Origin of the sequence: Lentzea nigeriaca, from assembly GCF_016907955.1 — a bacterium.
Classification (GTDB): domain Bacteria; phylum Actinomycetota; class Actinomycetes; order Mycobacteriales; family Pseudonocardiaceae; genus Lentzea; species Lentzea nigeriaca.
This window is the reverse complement of sequence record NZ_JAFBCX010000017.1, coordinates 41,863-61,910: the sequence shown is the minus strand read 5'-3', so window position 1 is coordinate 61,910 and position 20,048 is coordinate 41,863. Positions and strand designations below refer to the sequence as shown.

18 protein-coding genes and 1 pseudogene are annotated in these 20,048 nt (G+C 69.3%); 12 read left to right on the top strand and 7 right to left on the bottom strand.

The genetic code is table 11. The features are described from left to right. Positions 1-146: 146 nt before the first annotated feature. The 5 genes from JOD27_RS37130 to JOD27_RS37110 all read left to right on the top strand — a co-directional run bounded on the left by JOD27_RS37130 (position 147) and on the right by JOD27_RS37110 (position 7,104). Positions 147-1,946, top strand: coding sequence for an ABC transporter ATP-binding protein (locus JOD27_RS37130; RefSeq protein WP_204767029.1), 1,800 nt, complete (start codon positions 147-149; stop codon positions 1,944-1,946). A 372-nt stretch (positions 1,947-2,318) separates the two neighbouring features. Then, entirely contained in the window at positions 2,319-3,407 is a 1,089-nt protein-coding gene (locus JOD27_RS37125; protein WP_204767028.1) for an alpha/beta hydrolase, read from the top strand. Beyond that, positions 3,404-5,152 (top strand): FAD-dependent oxidoreductase, encoded by a 1,749-nt coding sequence (locus JOD27_RS37120; protein WP_204767027.1) that lies wholly within the window; start codon positions 3,404-3,406, stop codon positions 5,150-5,152. The genes JOD27_RS37125 and JOD27_RS37120 overlap by 4 nt, the downstream gene beginning before the upstream one ends. A gap of 6 nt (positions 5,153-5,158) precedes the next feature. After that, complete coding sequence (locus JOD27_RS37115) at positions 5,159-6,028, top strand: intradiol ring-cleavage dioxygenase (RefSeq protein ID WP_204767026.1); 870 nt, start codon at positions 5,159-5,161, stop codon at positions 6,026-6,028. Further along, positions 6,025-7,104 (top strand): maleylacetate reductase, encoded by a 1,080-nt coding sequence (locus tag JOD27_RS37110; protein ID WP_307830556.1) that lies wholly within the window; start codon positions 6,025-6,027, stop codon positions 7,102-7,104. The genes JOD27_RS37115 and JOD27_RS37110 overlap by 4 nt, the downstream gene beginning before the upstream one ends. Positions 7,105-7,110: 6 nt before the next feature. Here JOD27_RS37110 and JOD27_RS37105 read toward each other — a convergent pair whose 3' ends face one another. Next, complete coding sequence (locus tag JOD27_RS37105; protein WP_204767025.1) at positions 7,111-8,016, bottom strand: LysR family transcriptional regulator; 906 nt, start codon at positions 8,014-8,016, stop codon at positions 7,111-7,113. Positions 8,017-8,245: 229 nt separating this feature from the next. Between JOD27_RS37105 and JOD27_RS37100 the strand changes: the two genes are divergently transcribed. The 3 genes from JOD27_RS37100 to JOD27_RS37090 are packed head-to-tail and all read left to right on the top strand — an operon-like array spanning position 8,246 to position 11,610. Next, positions 8,246-9,484 carry an acyl-CoA dehydrogenase family protein gene (locus JOD27_RS37100; protein WP_204767024.1) on the top strand — a complete coding sequence of 413 codons (1,239 nt, stop codon included), beginning with the start codon at positions 8,246-8,248 and terminating at the stop codon, positions 9,482-9,484. Further along, on the top strand, positions 9,481-10,053 hold the full coding sequence (locus JOD27_RS37095) for a flavin reductase family protein (RefSeq protein WP_204767023.1): 573 nt from the start codon (positions 9,481-9,483) through the stop codon (positions 10,051-10,053). Before JOD27_RS37100 ends, JOD27_RS37095 begins: the two co-directional genes overlap by 4 nt. 27 nt (positions 10,054-10,080) lie before the next feature. Further along, positions 10,081-11,610 (top strand): acyl-CoA synthetase, encoded by a 1,530-nt coding sequence (locus tag JOD27_RS37090; protein ID WP_204767022.1) that lies wholly within the window; start codon positions 10,081-10,083, stop codon positions 11,608-11,610. 71 nt (positions 11,611-11,681) lie between these two features. On the opposite strand, the gene JOD27_RS37085 is transcribed toward JOD27_RS37090, so the two are convergent. The 6 genes from JOD27_RS37085 to JOD27_RS37060 all read right to left on the bottom strand — a co-directional run bounded on the left by JOD27_RS37085 (position 11,682) and on the right by JOD27_RS37060 (position 16,612). Next, complete coding sequence (locus JOD27_RS37085) at positions 11,682-11,840, bottom strand: hypothetical protein (protein ID WP_204767021.1); 159 nt, start codon at positions 11,838-11,840, stop codon at positions 11,682-11,684. After that, positions 11,776-11,976, bottom strand: a complete 201-nt coding sequence (locus JOD27_RS37080) for a LysR family transcriptional regulator (protein WP_204767109.1) — start codon at positions 11,974-11,976, stop codon at positions 11,776-11,778. The genes JOD27_RS37085 and JOD27_RS37080 overlap by 65 nt, the downstream gene beginning before the upstream one ends. A 76-nt stretch (positions 11,977-12,052) precedes the next feature. After that, positions 12,053-13,363 carry an amidohydrolase family protein gene (locus JOD27_RS37075; protein ID WP_204767020.1) on the bottom strand — a complete coding sequence of 437 codons (1,311 nt, stop codon included), beginning with the start codon at positions 13,361-13,363 and terminating at the stop codon, positions 12,053-12,055. Beyond that, positions 13,360-14,895 (bottom strand): FAD-dependent oxidoreductase, encoded by a 1,536-nt coding sequence (locus JOD27_RS37070; protein WP_204767019.1) that lies wholly within the window; start codon positions 14,893-14,895, stop codon positions 13,360-13,362. Before JOD27_RS37070 ends, JOD27_RS37075 begins: the two co-directional genes overlap by 4 nt. 2 nt (positions 14,896-14,897) lie before the next feature. Beyond that, positions 14,898-15,788, bottom strand: a complete 891-nt coding sequence (locus JOD27_RS37065) for an alpha/beta fold hydrolase (protein ID WP_204767018.1) — start codon at positions 15,786-15,788, stop codon at positions 14,898-14,900. Beyond that, the gene (locus JOD27_RS37060) at positions 15,785-16,612 is read right to left on the bottom strand and encodes an alpha/beta fold hydrolase (protein ID WP_204767017.1); all 828 of its coding nucleotides are present in this window, start codon (positions 16,610-16,612) and stop codon (positions 15,785-15,787) included. The genes JOD27_RS37065 and JOD27_RS37060 overlap by 4 nt, the downstream gene beginning before the upstream one ends. A 59-nt stretch (positions 16,613-16,671) precedes the next feature. Between JOD27_RS37060 and JOD27_RS37055 the strand changes: the two genes are divergently transcribed. The 4 genes and pseudogenes from JOD27_RS37055 (at position 16,672) to JOD27_RS37040 (ending at position 20,036) form a co-directional block, all read left to right on the top strand. Then, positions 16,672-17,358: a TetR/AcrR family transcriptional regulator gene (locus JOD27_RS37055; RefSeq protein ID WP_204767016.1), complete on the top strand. Its 687-nt coding sequence runs from the start codon at positions 16,672-16,674 to the stop codon at positions 17,356-17,358. A gap of 9 nt (positions 17,359-17,367) precedes the next feature. Beyond that, a pseudogene (locus JOD27_RS46970) lies at positions 17,368-18,251 on the top strand (5-formyltetrahydrofolate cyclo-ligase). A 117-nt stretch (positions 18,252-18,368) separates the two neighbouring features. Then, positions 18,369-19,274 (top strand): radical SAM/SPASM domain-containing protein, encoded by a 906-nt coding sequence (locus tag JOD27_RS37045; RefSeq protein WP_307830553.1) that lies wholly within the window; start codon positions 18,369-18,371, stop codon positions 19,272-19,274. A 123-nt stretch (positions 19,275-19,397) separates the two neighbouring features. Next, complete coding sequence (locus JOD27_RS37040; RefSeq protein ID WP_239570708.1) at positions 19,398-20,036, top strand: AAA family ATPase; 639 nt, start codon at positions 19,398-19,400, stop codon at positions 20,034-20,036. The last annotated feature ends 12 nt before the right edge of the window (positions 20,037-20,048 follow it).

Sequence of the window (20,048 nt, the reverse complement as noted above, 5' to 3'; positions counted from 1 at the left end):
CGGATCGCGGCTCCGCCGCCTCGCAGAGATCGCGACCGCATCGTCGCGAGTCACTCCGCCGGCCGTGCCCCACGCGGCGATATTCGATCGCTGCCATCCGCCCCTCTGCGGCAGCATGAGGAAGCCGAGGTGTCCGGAGGGGGCGGATGGTCGTGCCAGGTTCGGAAAGGCCCGTCCGCAAGAACGCGGTGCCGCTCGCCCTGCGCTTGTACGGAAAGGAACTGCGGCGCCACGGGTTCCTCACCGCGGGCGCACTCGTGTTGCCCGCGCTGGGCGTCACGTGTCAGCTCTATCTCGCGCCGTTGGCGGTGGGCGGGCTCGTGGGAAAGCTCGCGGGCGGTGGCGGCACAAGTCTCGACTCCGTCCTGCCGTACGTGTTGGCCTTCGCCGGTTTCATGCTGCTCTCGGAACTGTTGTGGCGCATCGGCCTGCACTGCCTCAACCGCGTGGACGGCCGCGGGATCGAGAACCTGTCCGCCCTCGCGATGGATGAACTGCTGGGGAAGGACGCGGCGTTCTTCCACGACAACTTCGCCGGCTCGCTCACCAAACGGGTGCTCAGCTTCGCGTTCCGCTTCGAGGACTTCGTGGACACGCTGGCGTTCAAGATCTTCGCCAACCTCATCCCGCTGGGTTTCGCCTGCGTCGTGCTGTGGCGCTACAACCCGATGCTCGTCGCGGTGCTGGTCGGCCTGATCCTGGTCACGGGATGTGTGGTCGCGCCGCTCATCCGCCAACGCCAGCGGCTGGTCGACGAGCGCGAGGCCGCCATCGCCCAGGTGTCCGGCCATGTCTCGGACACGCTGACGAACATGGAGACGGTGCGGGCGTTCGCCGCCGAGCGGCGCGAGGGCGCGGAGCACCGGACCCGTGCCGCCAAGCAGCGAACGCTGGCACTGCGGTCGTGGGACTACAACAACCTGCGCATCGACACCGTGATCGCGCCGCTGTCCGTGCTCACCAACGTGCTCGGCCTCGTGGTCGCGATCGGGGTCAGTGATGGGCTCGGCGTGGAGGCGATCGTGGTGACGTTCGCCTACTTCGGGAACGCGACGCGGATCATGTTCGAGTTCAACCAGATCTACCGGCAGGTGGAGAGTGCGCTCACCGAGGCAGCTCAGTTCACCGAACTGCTGCTCGACCCGCCGGTCGTGCTCGACCCTGTGCACCCGGAACCGTTGCGAGTGAAGGACTCCCAGGTCCGGTTCGAGAACGTGGTGTTCACGCACGGCGGCGGTGAGCCGCTGTTCGACGGGCTCGACCTGGACATCCCGGCGGGCACGCGGATAGGGCTCGTCGGCCGCTCCGGCGGCGGCAAGACCACGCTCACCCGGTTGCTCCTGCGGCTGATGGACGTCGATCGGGGCCGCGTCCTCATCGGCGGTCAGGACATCGCCCGCCTGAGTCAGGCCGACCTGCGCGGCCTGATCGGGTACGTGCCCCAGGACCCGGCCATGTTCCACCGGACGCTGCGCGAGAACATCGCGTTCGCACGGCCAGGCGCGACGGACGCCGAGATCTACCGTGCCGCGCATGCGGCGCACGTGACGGAGTTCGCGGACGCGCTGCCCGATGGGTTCGACACGATGGTCGGCGAACGCGGCGTCAAACTGTCCGGCGGACAGCGGCAGCGGGTCGCGCTGGCCCGCGCGATCCTGCGTGACGCGCCGATCCTGCTGCTGGACGAGGCGACCAGTGCGCTGGACTCGGAGAGCGAGGTGCTGGTCCAAGAGGCGCTGTGGCGGCTCATGGAGGGCCGCACCGCGATCGTCGTGGCACATCGGTTGAGCACGGTCGTGCGGATGGATCGGCTGATCGTGCTCGACCGGGGCCGGATCGTCGAACAGGGCACCCACGCGGAACTGCTCGACGTGGGCGGGACGTACGCGAAGCTGTGGCGCCACCAGTCCGGTGGCTTCCTCGACGAGGCGGTCGGTACTCGTTGATCAGTCCGCGCGGCCTGATCAACGAGTACGAACCCACGCGCCTGGTGTACAGGTCAGGCTGCAGCGGCCGTGTTTCGACACCCACAGCGAGGCGAGGACGCGGAGTCCTGCCGCGGATCGGCGGCGTCAGGGTGGTGCCGCGCTTGGGGGATCTGCAGGCCGAGCCACCGGGCGGGATCAGCAGCGAGCCCGACGATCACGGGCCGAGGCGGCCTTGACTGATCGGCCAGCGGTTCGCCACGACCATGTCAGTGGTCAACGGCCTTGATGAGCGCCATGCATCACGGCGTCCCCAACCGGCATTGGACCGCCCCGGAGCCGGTCACCAATAGTGCTGGGCATGGGCGCAGACGCCGTGACGGAGGTTCGCCGATGACCATCTCCCCACCAGCCGGGACCGCCGAGCCGGCCCGTGCCGCCTCGTCGTTGACGATCAGCGAGCAAGGCGCGTTCTGGGTCGGTGTCGGGCGCAAGCCGACCGAGGCCGGGACCGCCGCCGAGGCCGCGATGTACGTCCAGTACCAGATCCCGGCCGATCTCCGGTATCCGCTGCCCGTGGTGATGGTCCACGGAGGCGGCGGCCAGGGCACGGACTACCTGTCGACGCCGGACGGGCGACCCGGCTGGGCCACCCGGTTCCTCCAGGCCGGTTACGCCGTGTACGTGGTCGACCGTCCAGGTCACGGGCGCTCCCCGTACCACCCCGATGTCCTCGGGCCCCTGGAGGGCGCGGCGCCGACGTACGAGTTCATCCGCTGGCTGTTCTGCGACGGGGCGGGGCGACCCGGTAGCCAGTGGCCCGGCAGCGGCCAGATCGGCGACGACTCCGCGCTGGACCAGTTGATGGCGAGCCAGGGACCCGCGTTGCCCACGTTCACCGAGAACGAGGAGCAGATGCGGCGCTGCGGGGCCGAGTTGCTCGACCGCATCGGGCCGGCTGTGCTCATCACCCATTCGATGGGCGGCCCCTTCGGGTGGCTCGTCGCCGACGCCCGGCCCGGGCTGGTCAAGGCGATCATCGCGGTGGAGCCGATCGGGCCGCCGTTCACCGAGCTGCCCGGCTTCGGCCGACTGGACTGGGGCCTCACCGCGGCCCCGATCACCTACGAGCCGCCGGTCCGGGATCCGCAAGAGCTGCGCACCAGGCTCCGGGCAGCCGGAGCCGACGGGGTGCAGGACTGCCTCGTGCAGGACGAACCCGTCCGGTCCCTGCCCAACTTGAAGGGCTTCCCGATCGCCGTCGTCGTGGCCGACACTTCGCCGTTCGCGCCGTCCGGGCACGGCGTCGCCGATTATCTGGCGCAGGCCGGTGCGGACGCCGAGCTGCTGCGCCTGCCGGAGATGGGGATCACCGGCAACGGTCATCTGCCCATGGGCGAGAAGAACTCCGACGAGGTGGCGGAGGCGCTGATGGCCTGGCTGGGCAAGCAGCCGGCAGCGGTGGAGGAGGACGCCCGATGACGATGGTGGAGACCGATGTGCTCATCGTGGGCAGCGGACCGGCGGGCGCGAGCGCCGGCCTCGCGTTGAGCACCTATGGCGTTCCGAACATCATGGTGACGCGCTACTCACGGCTGGCGGACACGCCCAGGGCGCACATCACCAACCAGCGCACCATGGAGGTGCTGCGCGATCTCGGCGTCGAACAGGACGTGATCGTCAAGGCCACGCCGCAACACCTGATGGGCAACACCGTCTTCTGCACCGCCATCGCCGGTGAGGAACTCGGCCGGCTCCGCTCCTGGGGCAACGAGCCGCTGGTGCAGGCGGCGCACGAGCTGGCCAGCCCCACCCGGATGTGCGACATGCCGCAGCACCTGATGGAGCCGGTCCTGGTGACCGCGGCCGTCGAACGCGGCACCCGGTTGCGCTTCGACACCGAGTACCTGTCGCACGAGCAGGACGCGGACGGCGTGACCGCCACGGTGCGCGACCGGGTGCGCGGCGACACCTACGCGATCCGCGCCAAGTACCTGATCGGCGCCGACGGCGGCCGCAGCAAGGTGGCCGAGGACGCCGGGCTGCCGATGGGCGGCCAGATGGGCGTGGCCGGCAGCATCAACATCGTCTTCGACGCGGATCTCACCAAGTACGTGGCGCACCGGCCCGCCACCCTCTACTGGGTGCTGGCGCCAGGCGCGACCGTCGGCGGCATCGGCGCAGGCCTGGTGCGCTGCGTACGGCCGTGGAACGAGTGGCTGATCGTGTGGGGGTACGACGTCGAGGGCGGCCCTCCGGACCTCACCGAGGAGTACGCCCTGTCGGTCGTGCGCAAGCTGGTGGGCGACGACGAGATACCGGTGACCATCAAGTCGTCCTCCGCCTGGACGGTCAACGAGATGTACGCCGAGAAGTACTCCAGCGGCCGGGTGTTCTGCGCGGGCGACGCCTGCCACCGGCACCCACCGTCGAACGGGCTGGGCTCCAACACCTCCATCCAGGACTCCTACAACCTGGCCTGGAAGCTGAAGCTCGTCCTGGACGGCACCGCGTCCCCGTCCCTTCTGGACACCTACAGTGACGAGCGGGCACCGGTCGGCAAGCAGGTCGTCACCCGGGCCAACCAGTCCATCGGTGAAACGGCACCCGTCTTCGAGGCGCTCGGCGGCCTGTCCCCGCAGACCCCCGAGCAGCTGTGGCGCAACATCGCCGCGCGCAAGGACGCCACCCCGGAGGCGGAGGAGCAGCGGGAGCGGCTGCGGGAGGCGATCGCCTTCAAGGCATACGAGTTCAACGCCCACGGCGTGGACCTCAACCAGCGCTACACCTCCGCCGCGATCGTCCCGGACGGCACAGAGGACCCCGGCTTCGCCCGCGACCCCGAGCTGCACTTCCAGCCGAGCACCCGCCCCGGCGCCAAGCTCCCGCACGCCTGGATCTCCGCAGGCACCCGCAACCTGTCCACCCTGGACCTGGGCGGGCAGGGCCGGTTCACCCTGATCACCGGCATCGGCGGCGAGCCCTGGGCGGAGGCCGCCCGCATCGTGGGCAAGGAGCTCGGCCTGGAGATCGCCACGGCGGTCATCGGGCCCGGCCAGGAGTACGAGGACCCGTACGGGGACTGGGCCCGGCTGCGGGAGATCGGCGACTCGGGCGCGCTGCTGGTGCGGCCGGACAACCACGTGGCCTTCCGCCGCCAGGACGCCACCGGCGACGTCACGGCCGCACTCAGTGACGCACTGCGGCAGATCCTCGGGCGGGGCTGAGCGGCCGTGGACCTCACCGCGAAGACCGCGACGACGACGGCCGTGCTGGAAAGCTTCGCCCACACGTCCGATCCCCGACTGCGCGAGGTGCTGGTCTCCCTGACGCGTCACCTGCACGATTTCGTACGGGACATCGAGCCGACCCAGGCCGAGTGGGAGCGGGCGATCGACTTCCTCACCGCGACCGGGCACATGTGCGACGACACCCGGCAGGAGTTCATCCTGCTGTCGGACGTCCTGGGTGTGTCGATGCTCGTCGAGACGATCAACGACCACAAGGCGGCCGCCGCGACCGACTCGACGGTGCTCGGCCCCTTCCACATGACCGAGTCCCCGGTCCGTGAACTCGGGGCGAACATCGATCTGGTCGGCGGCGGCGAGCCGTGTGTGATCAGCGGACGGGTCGTCTCTGTCGACGGCACCCCGCTGCCCGCCGCGACGCTGGACGTGTGGCAGGCCGACGACCAGGGCTTCTACGACGTCCAGCAGCCGAAGAAGCAGCCGCCGGGCAATGGGCGCGGGCTGTTCACAGCGGACGCCGAGGGGCGGTTCTGGTTCCGCTCGTGCGTTCCGAGCCCGTATCCCATTCCGACGGACGGGCCGGTCGGCTCGCTGCTGGAGGCGACCGGCCGTCACCCCTACCGTCCGGCCCACGTCCACTTCATCGTGGGCGCCGAGGGGCACAGCCCGGTGACGACGCACATCTTCGTGGCGGGCAGCGACTATCTGGAGTCGGACGCGGTCTTCGCCGTGAGGGAGAGCCTGGTCGAGGAGTTCGTCGAGGTGGACGCCCCCGAGGAGGCCGCGGAGTTGGGCCTGGCCAACCCCTTCCGCCGGGCGCAATTCGACATCGTGCTGCAACCGGTGATCGCGTGAGGGAGCGCGCCCTGGACTTCACCTATCAGGCCCAGCCGATGCGCGTCCTCTTCCGGCCGGGTGCCGTTCCGGACGCGGTGGCCGACGAGGTCGCGCTTCTCGCCCTGCGCCGCGTCCTCGTGCTGTGCGACGACCATGGCCTGGAGACGGCCCGTGCCGTGGCCGCGTCTCTCGGCGACGCCTGCGCCGGGCTGCAAGCGGGGGCGGTGACGCACGTCCCGGTTGAGGTCGCCGACCTGGCCGTCGAAGCGGCTCTCGAAGCCCAGGCCGACGGCTGCGTGGCGGTCGGCGGCGGTTCCGTGACCGGCCTGGCCAAGGCCGTCGCGCTCAGGACCGGCCTGCCCATCGTCGCCGTCCCGACGACGTACGCCGGATCGGAGATGACACCCGTCTGGGGCCTGACCGAGGGCGCGGTCAAACGCACCGGGCGCGACCCGAAGGTGTTGCCGCGCAGCGTCGTGTACGACCCGCTGCTCACGCTCACCATGCCGCCCGTGGGGTCCGCGACGAGCGGCATGAACGCGATCGCGCACGCCGTCGAGGCTCTGTACGCCCCGGACTCCACGCCGATCGTCTCCCTCATGGCGGAGGAGGGTGTGCGGGCGCTGGCCGCGGCCCTTCCCGAGATCGTCGCCGACCCCTCGGGGCATGACGCGCGCAGCCGCGCGCTGTACGGGGCGTGGCTGTGCGGTACCTGTCTCGGCGCCACCACCATGGGGCTGCACCACAAGCTCTGCCATGTGCTCGGCGGCACCTTCGACCTGCCGCACGCCGAGACACACGCCGTCGTCCTGCCCCATGTGCTGGCCTTCAACGCGCCGGCGGTTCCCGAGGCACTGGCGGCGATGCGCCGGGCGCTCGACGTCCCCGATCCGGTACGGGAGTTGCACGAGCTGGGCGAGCGGCTGGGCATCCCGCGATCGCTCGCCGACCTGGGCCTGAGCGCCGCCGACGTGGACCGTGCGGTCGATGTCGCTCTCGGGGCGCCGTACGCGAATCCCCGCCCGGTCTCCGCCGACGATCTGCGCGCCGTCCTGCACGGGGCCTGGGCGGGCGAGCCGCCGTACGGCGGCTGACCTCTCCTACCGGGAGATCTCGGCGTACGGCACGGCGGTCGCGCGTCGGGCCACCCGGCGTGCGACCTCGGCGAACGCCGGGGCGGCCGGCGAGTGGCCCGTCCTCGGATAGGCGACCGCGGCCACCGCGTCGAGGGGCTCTTTCGGAGCGACGGCCTCCACTCCTGGGTGCTGCGGGAACATCCGGGTGCCCGACAGCGGCATCAGTCCCACCATGTGCTGGTAGGCGATCTTCGAGGCCATGTCCAGGGCCGAGCGGGCGTGGGAGCCGACTGTCGGGGCGTCGTGGTCCCCGTGGCGTCCCCCCACCCACAAGTCGTCGTCCGGGTGGGGGGTGACCCAGGGCTGGTCGTAGACCTCGGTCATGTCCACCGCGGCGGCCGAGGCCAGCGGATGCCCCTTCCACAGCGCGAGGGAAACGGGCTCGGTGAAGATCGGTACGCGGGTCAGGCCCGGCATGTCGACGCTCAGACACAACAGCGCCACGTCGCACTCGCCGGCCAGCAGCGGGGCGAGCCCCTGGTGGAAGTCCGCTTCGTGCACCCGGATCATGACGCTGGGATACCGCTCGCAGAACGCCTCGATGACCGGATGCGTCAGCTCCGCGAGAGCCACCCCGTAGAGCGCGATCCGCACCTCGTCCCGTTGCCTCGCCCTGATGGCGTCCGCGGTGGCGGCGAGCCGGTCGGCATCGGCCAGCACCTCGACCGCCCGTTCGAGCAGTTCCGCGCCGTCGGAGGTGAGCGCCACATGCCTTTTGTCGCGGTCGAACAGCTGGACGCCCAGCTCACGCTCGAGGGCGGCGATCGATCGCGTCAGCGCGGGCTGGGTGAGGTGCAGACGCTCGGCGGCGACCCGGTAATTCAAGGTCGCGGCGAGCGCCGAGAAATGGCGCAGGCTCCGCAGTTCCACTCAGCCCTCCAGAAAGGCGAGGTCCACGGCGTCGTGGTCCGGGCCAGGTTACAGCGCGCTTCCCCGCACGTCACCGGGCAGAAATGTGCGGCATTCCAGTCACCCCGCTCCTACCTGCTGTGATGCACGGCACTCATCAGGCCCGCAGTTACCGGCATTGGACGGTCCTTCGCCGCGCTGCCAACACTCCTTTCAGGCCGAACCAGCACAGCAGCGGATGGGGTGCGAATTGTTCGAGACAACCGAGGCAGCCGAGAAAATCATCGAGATTCCGCAGCCGGAGCCGGACCTGACACCGGAGGAACTGGTGCGCCGGGCCGTCGGCATGCGGGCCTGGCTTCGTGATCATCAGGACGAGACCGAACAGCGGACCGGTATCTCCGATGACACGCACAAGGCGTTCCTGGAGGCGGGTTTCTACCGGTCCCTCCAGCCACGCCGCTTCGGCGGCTACGAGTTCGACCTGCGGACCTACTCCCGGATGGTCACCGAGGTGGCCCGCGGCTGCCCGTCCAGCGGCTGGAACCTGTGTCTGGCCGCCTCCCACAGCCTGGTGGTGGCCGGCCGCTTCCCCGAGAGCACCCAGCGCGAGGTGTTCGGGCCGGACGGTGACTTCCGGGCCCCGCTGCCGGTCGCCCCGAGCGCCACCGCGACGAGGACCCCCGACGGGTACCTGGTCAACGGCCGCTGGGACTACTCCTCCGGAGTCAACGTCTCCACGCACTTCCTGGGTGGCGTGCTCATCATCGACGAAGAGGGCGGCAGGCCCACGCCGGGCATGGTGCTCGTGCCCTCCGGCTGGCGGATGCTCGACAACTGGGGAGAGATCCTGGGCTTCCGCGGCAGCGGCTCCAACAGCGTCGTGGCCGAGGACGTTCTCGTACCGCACGAGTACGTGTCCAGGACCCACCTGGCGAACGACGTCACCGACGGGCCGGGTATGGAACTGCACGGCAACCCGATGTACGCGGGCCGGCTGATGTCGTTCTTCAACATCCAGCTGTGTTCGATCGTGGCGGGCACCGCCTGGGCCGCGATCGACGAGTACCAGCGGATCATCACCACCAAGAACAGCCCGATGCCGCCCTTCAAGCCACGCAGCCACGATCCGGAACACCAGCGCAACCTCGGCCTGGCCACGGCCCTGGCCGACAGCGCGCAGCGGATCATCCTGTCGATCGCCGACGACTACATCGCGTACGCCGCCAGGGGCCTGGCAGGGGGCGAGCCCTTCTCCGAACTGGACGACCAGGCCCTCTCCCTCACAGCCAGGCAGTCCGGCCAACTCGCCTGCCAGGCCGTCGAGATGCTGGCCTCGGCCAGTGGCTCGAGCGCGCTGGCGAACGGCGAGCGCATGCAGCGGTACCTGCGCGACGCCGCCACGTACAAGACACACATGAACGCGCAGCACGGCTCGTGGGCTACGGGGTACGCCCGTTCTCTGCTCGGCCTGGGGACCCCGGCGTGAACCGGTCGACGCCCGCGGCGACGGCGCCCGGCGGTGACCCGGCGGACGACCCCGGCCGGTTCCGGCACGTGCTCGGCCACTACCCGACAGGTGTCACGGTGGTCACCGCGAAGGAACCCGACGGCACCCCGGTCGGCATGGTGATCGGCTCGTTCACCTCGGTGTCGCTGGACCCTCCGCTCGTCGCGTTCTTCGCCGGCTGCTTCTCCACGACCTGGCGCAGGATCAGGGCCGGCGGCGCCTTCTGCGTGAACGTGCTCGCCGTCGACCAGGAGGGCCTCTGCCGGGACGTCAGCGCCAAGGCGCCCGACGTCTTCCACCGCCACCCGTGGCGCGGCGCGGCCTCGGGCAGCCCCGTCCTGGCGGGCGTCGTCGCCTGGATCGACTGCGACATCGCCGACGTGTCGACCCACGGCGACCACCACTTCGTCCTCGGCCGCGTCCGGGAACTCGGGGTGGAGAAGACCGGCGCCGCACCGCTGGTCTTCTCCAGGGGGCGGCTCGCCCCGTTGCCGCCCCGCCGGGGCCACGACGAATCAGCCGACTACACATGGCCCGACTGGCTCTGAGAGCTCTGAGCGAAGAGAGACGCATCCATGCGCGATCAAGGGCTCGGCTCGTGGCCCGCGCGGCGTGCCCGCATGGCACCGGAGGCCACCGCCGTCGTGCACGACGGCGGATCCCTGTCCTACGGAGAGCTGGCCGCGCGCGTGACGCGGCTCGCTCACGCCCTGCGTGCCCTGGGGGTCGCACGCGGCGACCGGGTGGCCTACCTCGGCGCGAACCACCCGGCCCTGGCGGAAACCCTGTTCGCCACGAACGCCCTGGGCGCCGTCTTCGTCCCGCTCAACACCCGCCTCGCGGCACCCGAACTGGCCTTCATCCTGGGCGACTCGGGAGCGCCGGTGCTGGTGTTCGGGGCCGAACTCACCGACATCGTCGACGCGTTCAGGGACGACGTCGAGGTGAAGCACTACGTCGAGGTGGGGAAGGCGTACGAGGAGCTGCTCGCGAGCGCGCCGGACAACCCCCTGGACGAGGCGGTCGGCCTCGATGAGGTGTGCATGATCCAGTACACCTCTGGCACCAGCGGCCGTCCCAAAGGCGTCATGCTCACCCACGCCAACATCGCCTGGAACTGCTTCAACATCCTGCTGGACGTGGACATCGCCTCCGACGACGTCGCTCTGGTGGTGGCACCGATGTTCCACACCGCCGCCCTCAACACCGTCTTCCTGCCCGGCTTCCTCAAAGGAGGGACATCGGTGCTGATGCGCGGTTTCGACCCGGAACGGGTGCTCGACGTCATCGCCGAGCACCGGGTGACGAGGATGTTCGGCGTGCCCGCGATGTACCAGGCCATGGCCCGGTCGTCGCGGTGGGCGACGGCCGACCTGTCGTCGATCCGGATCCTGATGTGCGCGGCTGCACCCGTACCCAAGGCCCTCATCCACACGTACCAGGACCGTGGCCTGACCTTCCTCCAGGCGTACGGCCTGACCGAGACCGCTCCCGCCGCGCTGGGCCTGCGCGCGCCGGACAGCATCCGCAAGGCCGGCTCGGCCGGCACACCCTGCTTCTTCACCGACGTACGCGTGGTGCGGCCCGACCTCACCGATGTCGCACCGGGCGAGGTCGGCGAGGTGATCATCGCGGGCCTCAACGTGATGAAGGGTTACTGGCAGTGGCCCGAAGCGACCAGGGACGCCTTCGTTGACGGACGCTGGTTCCGTTCCGGAGACGCGGCCACTGTCGACGAGGAGGGGTACGTCACGATCGTCGACCGAATCAAGGACATGTACATCTCGGGCGGGGAGAACGTGTATCCGGCCGAGGTCGAGCAACTCCTCTACCAGCATCCCGCGGTCGCCGAATGCGCGGTGATCGGCATACCCGACCAACGGTGGGGCGAAGTGGGCAGAGCGCTGGTCGTGCCCCGCGCGGGCGCCGACGTGTCGCCCGACGACATCATCGACTCCCTGTCTGGCCGGCTCGCCAAGTACAAGCTCCCCAAGTCGATCGTCCTCGTCGACGCTCTGCCCCGCAACGCCACCGGCAAGATCCTCAAGGCCCGCCTGCGCCGCCAGTACGGTTCCCCATCAGACCGCGGCGCCGAGGAGGCATGACGCCAGGCCGGGGAATCCGGACACTTCACGACACACGGTCACCACATCGTTCGCCGACAGCGGCGGGGGCCTCAGGTCCCGCCGAGCACCTGGGGGCTCGCAAGATCCGCGAACAGGCCCGACCAGCGACTGGAGGCCACCGACCGGACGGTCAGCACGTGCAGCTCACGGCCGATGCCGTCGACCAGGTCCGCCACCGACTTGCGGGCCGATTCCACCGAGGCGAGCACCGCACGTGCCTGGCAGGAAGATCCGGCCCGCCGCGGTGAGGGAGATGCCCTGACGGCCGCGTTCGAGCAGTTCGGCCCCGAGTTCCTTCTCCAGTGCCTGAATCTGTTGTGACAGCGACGGCTGCGCGACGTGCAGTTCGTCGCCCTGTTGAAGGAACCGGCTTCGCAGATGGCGACGAAGTACTCGAATTGGCGCAGGCGCACGAGAGCGGTCAGTTCGCGAGGTTGGGCAGGAGGTGGTCCGCCGACTGCTGGAGTTGTCCTCGCAGGGCGTCGAGGTCGACGTCGACGAGGGCGTGCTGCCGTTTGCGCCACTGCCCGGCGATCATGACCGCCTCGATGTCACCAGCGCCCGCGTACAGCGCCGTCGCGACCGGATCGGTGACCGGCCACAGCCTCGGCGCGGAGCCGTCGATGACGACGAGGTCGGCTTGCATGCCGGCCTCGAGCCTGCCGACGCGATCGTCGAGGCCCAGTGCTCGTGCGCCTTCGACCGTCGCCCAGGACAGCGCCTGCTTGGCGGTGATCGTCGCGGTGAGGGAGAACGCGCCGGTGGACTGCCGGTGGTGGTCGTGGTCGCGGCCGCGCTGATGGGCCAACGCGATCCGGGCGGCGGAGAGGACGTCAGCCGGGGTGACCGCGTCGGTGTCGGTACCCAGTGACGGCGCGGCGCCCAGCTGGAGCAGGTGTCCGGTGACGGGGGAGCCGTGGCCCTGGCCGAGTTCGTTCTCGGGCGTGCACGTGACGCTCGCTCCCGCGTCGACCAGGATCTTGATCCACTCGTCGGTGAGACCGGCGCCGTGCACGATGTTGGCAGAGGGGCTCAGCAACCCGGCAGCGCGCACCGCCTCCCACCCCGGCCCTGGTGCTCCGCCGCTCTGGTGCATCGACACGACGATTCCGCGCTCGGCGGCTGAGCGGAAGTCGGTTACCGCGACGTCCGGAGTGGACAGTTGCGGGCCGCGGACGGCCAGGCCGAAGGTGAGCAGCGCGTGGGTGCCGGCTGCGCCGTCGAGCAGCCGGTCGATCTCGCTCACGGGGTGGGCCGCGTCGGCGGAGGAGTACGGGGTGCCGTGCAGGAAGACCCCGCGGATGCCGGACGACAGCAGACCGTCGATTGCCGCGTCTGTGTGTTCCGGCGTGGGCGTGTTGTGGCACCAGTCGCCCAGAGTCGTGGTGCCGCGGTCGAGTTGGCTCAGGGCACCGGCGAGCGTGCCGACGCGCATGTCTTCCGGGCGATAGTGCTTGGCCACGGCGCCGTGCATACGGCCGAGGTAGTCCGCGAGCGTCCAGTCGACGCCCACGCCGCGCAGCGCGGTCTGCCAGGTGTGCAGGTGGGCGTTGACCAGGCCGGGAATGATGATCCGGTCCGTGACGTCGACGATCTCCGCGCCGGTGTCGGCGAGGTCTTTGCCGATCCCGGCGATGCGGTCGCGGTCGATGAGGACGTCAGAGCGTTCGGCGTCGGGCCGGTGCGGCGCCATGGTGATCACCTGCGCGCCGCGCAGCAGGATGCGGGTCATCGTGCGGTCTCCTGCTGGACCACCGGCGCCATCGCGCGGGCGGCGGTCTGGATCGAGGCGAGGAAGTTCCGGGTGGCGATGTGCCCGATGTAGCCGTCGGGCCGGATGAGCAGCAGGGTGTCCCCCTTGATCCCGTAGATGTGGCGGAAGTCTTCCCCGGCGTCGGCATCGACGACGACACGCCGCAGCGGCGCCCCGGCGGTTGGCCAGTCGAGTTCCTCGCTGGCGACGGTGGCATCCCGGCCGTAGGCGATGACGGTGAAGTGCGGACCCCGGAAGGCGTCGAACAGGTGCACCGATGCGCCGTTCGTGTCGAGTAGTTCGGCGTCCGGCGCGCGATCACCGACCTGCAGCGTCGTGGTGCGGTCGCAGTTGGTTGGCGCGAGCGGGCCGCCGTAGTAGGTCAGGGACAACTGCTGTTCGTCCTTGCCACGGCGCAGGCTCGACGGGTCGAGCTTCGCGATGCCTTCGTACTTCTGTGTGGACAGGCCGAGCACGCCCGCGGCGATCGGCAGGCGTTCGGCTTCGTAGCTCTCCAACAGCTGCGCGTCAGCCCCTGCGAGGACCTGACCGAGTTTCCAACCGAGGTTGTAGGAGTCCTGGATTCCGGTGTTGAGGCCCTGTGCGCCGGCGGGGGTGTGCACGTGCGCGGCATCGCCGGCGAGGAAGACCCGTCCGCGGCGGTAGGCCTCCGCCAGGCGGATGTTGGGCCGGAACACCGACCGCCAGCGGATGTCGTGCACTTGGATGTTCCGGTTGTGGGTCTGCGCCTGGATCCGCCTGGTGATCGTCTCCGCCCCCTCTGGCGGGTCCTCGTCCGGGGCCAGGCGAACCATCCACTGAAACAGGTCGCTGTGCGGCAGCGGGCAGGCGCCCGCGAACCGGCCCTTCACGCCGGGCCAGATGTGCCAGCGATCGCGGGACAGACCGGTGGTGACCGCGTCGACGATCAGCATCCGGTCCTGTTCGTCGGTCGTGCCGAGGAAGCTCAGGCCGAGCTGGCTGCGCACGGCGCTCGAACCGCCTTCGGCTCCGACGAGATAGCGTGCCGTGATCTTTTCGGTGCCGCCGTCCCCTGTCACCGTCGTGGTGACCGACGTGCTGTCCTGGACGAACTCGACGAGCTCGCGACCGTACTCGACCCGGCCGCCCAGCTGCTCGAGCCGATCGTGCAGCACGCTGTCGGTGCGGTACTGGGGAATCAGCCGGGTGTTCGGGTAGGGAACGTCGGCCGTGCGGTCGCGGTTGCGGAACATGCGCCACGGTGCGGCGACCGGTCCCAGGTGGATGCCCAGACGCGGGTAGTCGCTGCTGCCCGCGAGGACCTCGTCGATCGTGCCGAGGTCGTCGAACACCTCGAGTGTCCGCGGCTGGATGCCCTTGGCGCGTGAGCCCTCGAACGAGTGCGGGGCCTTGTCGATGATGCGGACGTTCACGCCGCGCCGCATCAGGTCGATCGCCAGCGTGGTGCCGGTCGGGCCGGCACCGGCGATCAGGACATCGATGAATGGGGAGGTGTTGGGGTCGTTCATGGTCAGAGCCGATCTGGGTGGGGAACGGCGAACGAGGCGAGCAGATCGCTGACGTCGTGAGGCCGTTCGAAGGGGGCCATGTGGCCGCATTGGGTGATGACGTGGGTCTGTCGTGGCCGCAGCAGCCTGGTGACGGTGTCGAGATGGGTGATCGGGGTGACCTGGTCGTCGTCGCCCCACACCAGCAGAACCGGGATGTCCAGCTCGCCCGTCCTGGAGAAGAGCTCCTGCCGCTCGTACAGCGGGAAGTCCTGCAGGGTCTGGAAGAACGAGTAGAGCGAACCTTCGCACCGGTAGGTGTCACGCACCATCGCGACCAGTTCGGCGGAGAGGGCTGGGTCGCGGACGTTGTGCCCGAGGTGTCCCTCCAGCAGCCTGCGGCCGAAGCGCCTGGCGATGAACCCGCTCACGAAGTCGTTGCGCAGCAACCGTTGCGGCAGGGGACGTTGGCCCAGCCCGGCCGGTCCGACGACGGTGAGCGTGGCCACGGCTTCCGGATACCGGTTCGTGTAGGCCATCGCGACGAGAGCACCCATGGAGGTGCCGACGACGTGCCACGGGGGAGTGAGGTTCAGCGCGGCAGTCAGTTCGGCCAGCTGCCGGACGAACAACGCCTCGTCATAGGTGCCCCGCACCCGGTCGGAACCGCCGCGGCCGTAGGCACTGTAGGCCAGGGTGCGCAGTCCTCGGGCGTGCAACTGCTCGGCGGTCCTGTCCCAGTAGAACAGCGGGATCGTAATGCCGCCGACCAGCACGACGAGCGCGCCGTCGTCGGGACCGGTCAGCTCGTAGTGCGTCACACCGTCGGACAGCTCGACGTAACTGCCGCGCAGCGTGCGCCGCGTCGCCTCGTCGAGCCGATGGTCCTCATCGGACGCGACGAAGTACCTCATCGCCGCTCCTCCTTGCTGGACAGGAACTCGGCGATCGCCGCGGCCACCCAGTGCGGGTACTCCTCCGGCAGCAGATGGCCGCCATCGGGGTGCACGCGCTCCTGAGCGCCCGGGATGTCGCGAGCGAAGTGCTGCCCGCCGACCTCGGCGCTGCGCAGCACCAGCGTCGGGACGGTGATCCGCATGATCTCGCCGCTGCGGTCCGGCTGGTCGGTGTTGGCGAAGTCGACGAACGCCGACCGGTTCCCAGGGCGGCTCGTCAACGCGTGCACCCGATCCACCATGGCGTCGTCCACGATCGCGGACTTCGGGCCGACTGCTTCCCGCAGCCCGCGTTCGGTCGCGCTGCGCGGCAGCCACCGCCGCAACACGGGGCGCAGCAACGGGTTGCGCGCCAGCCGCAACCCGGCGGGCAGCGACTTCTCCGGATAGCCGGTGGCGTTGACGAGCACCAAGCCGTCGACCCGCTCGGGCACGTCCAACGCCAGGTTCCACGCGATGTTGCCGCCCAGCGAGTTGCCGGCCACCGCGAAGTGCGGCACCTGCAACGCGGTCATGAAGCGGGCGATCGTCGTCGCGTACGTCCGGACGCGGTAGTCGCGGTCCGGACGCGGCCCGGTCCGTCCGAAGCCTGGCAGGTCCGGGCGGATCACGTCGTAGGACGACGACAACGACGCCGCCACCTGCTCGAAGCCCTCCAGTGACGACCCGCTGCCGTGGAGCAGCACCACCGTTGGTCCCTGACCTGTGCGTTTGTAGTGAACGCGCAGGCCGTCCACCGAGACGACCTGGGTGGCGGAGGCGGGGTTCCGGTTGCTCTGCATAATGGCTACAGTGTTGCCGTTATTGTGGGGGCTGTCAACCGGAGGCGATACTGATGGGTGTGACCAGTTCTTCTCTGCCTGCCGCTGAGGGCGCTGTGCCCGCTCGGCGCTCACCTGGCCGTCCTGCCGTTCCGCTCGACAGGATCCTCGCAGCGGCGTTGCAGCTCGTCGATGAGGACGGCGCCGAGGCCCTGTCCATGCGGACCCTCGCGCAGCGGCTCGAGTCCGGCACGGCCACGCTGTACCGCCACTTCACCAACCGGGCCGTGCTGATCGGTCATGTGGTCGATCGAGTTTTCGGCGAGGTCGAGCTGGATTCCGCGGCACTCGCGGAGATGAGCTGGGACCAGGCCTGCCAGACCGTCGCCCAGGCGATGTTCGACGCACTGGGCAAACACCGCAAAGTCGCACCTCTGCTGATCGAGCAGACGCCGATCGGGCCCAACGCGATGATGCTGCGGGAACGCTGCCTGGCCGTCCTGCTCGACGGCGGGCTGTCTCCTGGTCTCGCGGCGCGCGCGTACGCGACGCTCGCGCGCTACGTCCTAGGCTTCGCCATCCAGCTCGCCGGATCGGGGAACGGGGCCGAGCAGAAGCAGGTGTCGGAATACTTCCACAATCTGTCGTCCACGGAGTATCCGGCCACCCTTGCGGTCGCGGACTCGTTGCCGGTGCCGCTGGAGGACGAGTTCGCCTTCGGGCTGGAGCTGATCATCAACGGTTTGCGTCAACTGCACACCCGTTGACTTCTCCGGGTGAACGCTCGCGCCGGCACGCGCAGGACACCGGCGAAGAAGGGGTCCCAACCGGATCGGGCGGGGTGGGTTCGGGTCGGCCTGGCCACTCCGGTTGATCGTGTTCACGACGTCGTCCAGTGCCGCGGGACGCGAAGTCCAGTTGCCGAAGTCGTAGCCTCCCGCCGCGCGAAGAACGAGGTTCGCCGCCGCGTCTGGGGCCTGCTCACCGAGCACCGCACCGCTCAACCGGACGTGCACGGCTCGATCCCGAACTTCGAGGGCGCCGAGCTGGCTGCCCGGCGGCTTGCAGAGCTTCCAGCCTGGAGACAGGCGCGCGTGGTGAAGACCGTACCTGACAAGCCGCAGGCTCCGGTCAGGGTGCTGGCTCTTCAGCAGGGCAAGCTGCTTTACGTGGCGGTTCCACGGGGCGCGGCCGCGAAGCCGTTCTACGAACTCGACCCGGCGAAGCTTCCTGTTTCGCCGGAGGAAGCGGCGGTGCCGAAGAAGGCGGCGTTGTTCGCGAGGACCGTGGATACGGACCTGATGCCCAAGATCGGCCTGCTCTTGTGCGGAACGGTGGCGGTGAACCGTCGAGGTGTCCGGCTGGGCAAGGGCGCGGGTACGCGGACATCGAGGTGGCATTGCTGCAGGAGGCGGGGCTGATCAGCGAAGCGACGACGATCGTCACGACAGTCCACGACCTTCAGGTCGTTGATGGTGATCTTCCGGAGACCAGCCACGACTTCTCCGTGGACGTGATCGTCACTCCGACTCAGGCCATTGAGTGCGGACCGCCTCGACGACCGGCGGGGATCCTGTGGTCGGAGCTGGATCCGGCGAAGATCGCCGCGATTCCGGCTCTCGCCGCGCGGGCGGCTCGCCGCCGTGCGTCTGGTCCGTGAACTGCCGGTTGGGCCCAGCTCGGTCGATCAGGCGAATCCCTTCCGCTCCTCTGGCTTGGAGGGCCTCCAAGAACTACGGAGGTAGTACGGCGGAGCGTGAGAAACGAGGGGAAACGCGTGGGGGCTCAACTCGACCTGCAAGCGCGGGTGACGTTCGCATGGCTTGAAGTGACGGGGAAATGTCAGCTGCAATGTGTTCAGTGCTACGCCGACTCTGGCCCGGCAGGCTCGCATGGCGTGATGACTGCGGAGGACTGGCGTAAGTCGATTGGCCAGCTCGCTGACCTCGGAACACGGATGGTGCAGTTCATCGGAGGCGAGCCGACGCTGCACCGCTCGTTGCCGGCGCTCATCCACCATGCCCTCGATCGAGGACTGGTGGTGGAGGTGTTCACGAATCTGGTGCACGTCGCCCCGGCGTTGTGGCAGGTCTTCTCGCGGTCCGGTGTTCAGCTCGCCACGAGCTATTACTCCGATGACGCCGAGCAGCATGAGCGGGTCACGCGCGGCCGGGGTAGCTACGAGCGCACGAAGTCGAACATCGTCGAGGCCGTCCGGCGCTCGATCCCGGTGCGGGTCGGCGTGATCGAGGTCGATGAAGGGCAGCGTGTGGAGGAGGCGGTGGCTCAGCTGCGAGCTGTCGGGGTCGGCGGTGAAGTTCGGATCGATCGTCTGCGACAGATCGGCCGCGGTGTGCGGGACAGGGGTCCTGGCCTGGGTGAACTGTGCGGTCAGTGCGGTGACGGTAGGGTCGCGATCGCACCGGACGGGTCGGTGTGGCCGTGCGTGTTCTCCCGGTGGTTGCCGGTGGGCAACGTGCGGGAGGAGTCACTCGTCGACATCCTGACGGGACCGAGGATGACGGAGACTGCATCAATGCTCGCGACGGAGTTCGCTCAGCGATCTCTGAATCCGTGCGTGCCCAAGATGTGTGATCCGCAGTGCGGGCCGAGCTGCAGCCCGGCGTGTCGACCGGCCGGCAACTGCACGCCTACGGGGGCCTGCGCTCCGGATTACCACTGACCGAAGGAACTTCCGCTCATGCTCGCCCGCCGTGCGTACATCCCTGAAGAGCTGCTTCCTCGTGGCTCACGGCGGACATGGCCGCTCGACGTGCCGTGCGTTGCCCAGATGGCGGACGAAGGGATGACATTCGAGCGGCCGGTGACCTTCCTCGTCGGCGAGAACGGCTCTGGGAAGTCGACCCTGGTCGAGGCATTCGCTGAGGCGTGGGGGCTGGATGCGCAGGGTGGGCGGGCTGGGCGGAAGTACGTCAACGACAGACCGAAGTCCGTGCTCGGCGAGATGGTCCTGTTCGAGACCACTGCGGCCGGCGCCCGGCATCGGATCGGGCCGCGGACGAAGCGCAAGGGCTACTTCCTGCGTGCGGAGACGGCGTTCGGCTTCATGAACGCGGTCAGTGGGATGCGCGGGTATTGGGACGAGGATACGAGCGAGATGAGCCACGGAGAGGGTTTCCTCACCGTGTTAGCCGCGATGTTCCGCGAGCCCGGCTTCTACCTCATGGACGAGCCTGAGGCGGCGCTGTCGTTCCAGTCCTGCCTTCGTTTGATGCATCTGATGTACGAGCTCGGCAAGTCTGGTGCGCAGATCATCTGCGCGACTCATTCGCCGATCCTGGCGTCCACACCGGACGCCGACATCATCGAAGTGGGGGAGCACGGCTTCCATCGGTCGAAGTGGGAGGACCTGGCGCTGGTCGACCACTGGCGCAGGTACATGGCGACGCCCGAGGCCTACCTACGTCACGTCACCGAGGAGTAGCGGTGCCCGGGA

Coding starts and splice junctions, on each gene's coding strand:
- JOD27_RS37070 (WP_204767019.1), bottom strand. CDS start 14,895: ATGAACGACCCCAACACCTCCCCATTCATCGATGTCCTGATCGCCGGT.
- JOD27_RS37065 (WP_204767018.1), bottom strand. CDS start 15,788: ATGAGGTACTTCGTCGCGTCCGATGAGGACCATCGGCTCGACGAGGCG.
- JOD27_RS37090 (WP_204767022.1), top strand. CDS start 10,081: ATGCGCGATCAAGGGCTCGGCTCGTGGCCCGCGCGGCGTGCCCGCATG.
- JOD27_RS37040 (WP_239570708.1), top strand. CDS start 19,398: ATGACATTCGAGCGGCCGGTGACCTTCCTCGTCGGCGAGAACGGCTCT.
- JOD27_RS37120 (WP_204767027.1), top strand. CDS start 3,404: ATGACGATGGTGGAGACCGATGTGCTCATCGTGGGCAGCGGACCGGCG.
- JOD27_RS37075 (WP_204767020.1), bottom strand. CDS start 13,363: ATGACCCGCATCCTGCTGCGCGGCGCGCAGGTGATCACCATGGCGCCG.
- JOD27_RS37125 (WP_204767028.1), top strand. CDS start 2,319: ATGACCATCTCCCCACCAGCCGGGACCGCCGAGCCGGCCCGTGCCGCC.
- JOD27_RS37130 (WP_204767029.1), top strand. CDS start 147: ATGGTCGTGCCAGGTTCGGAAAGGCCCGTCCGCAAGAACGCGGTGCCG.
- JOD27_RS37060 (WP_204767017.1), bottom strand. CDS start 16,612: ATGCAGAGCAACCGGAACCCCGCCTCCGCCACCCAGGTCGTCTCGGTG.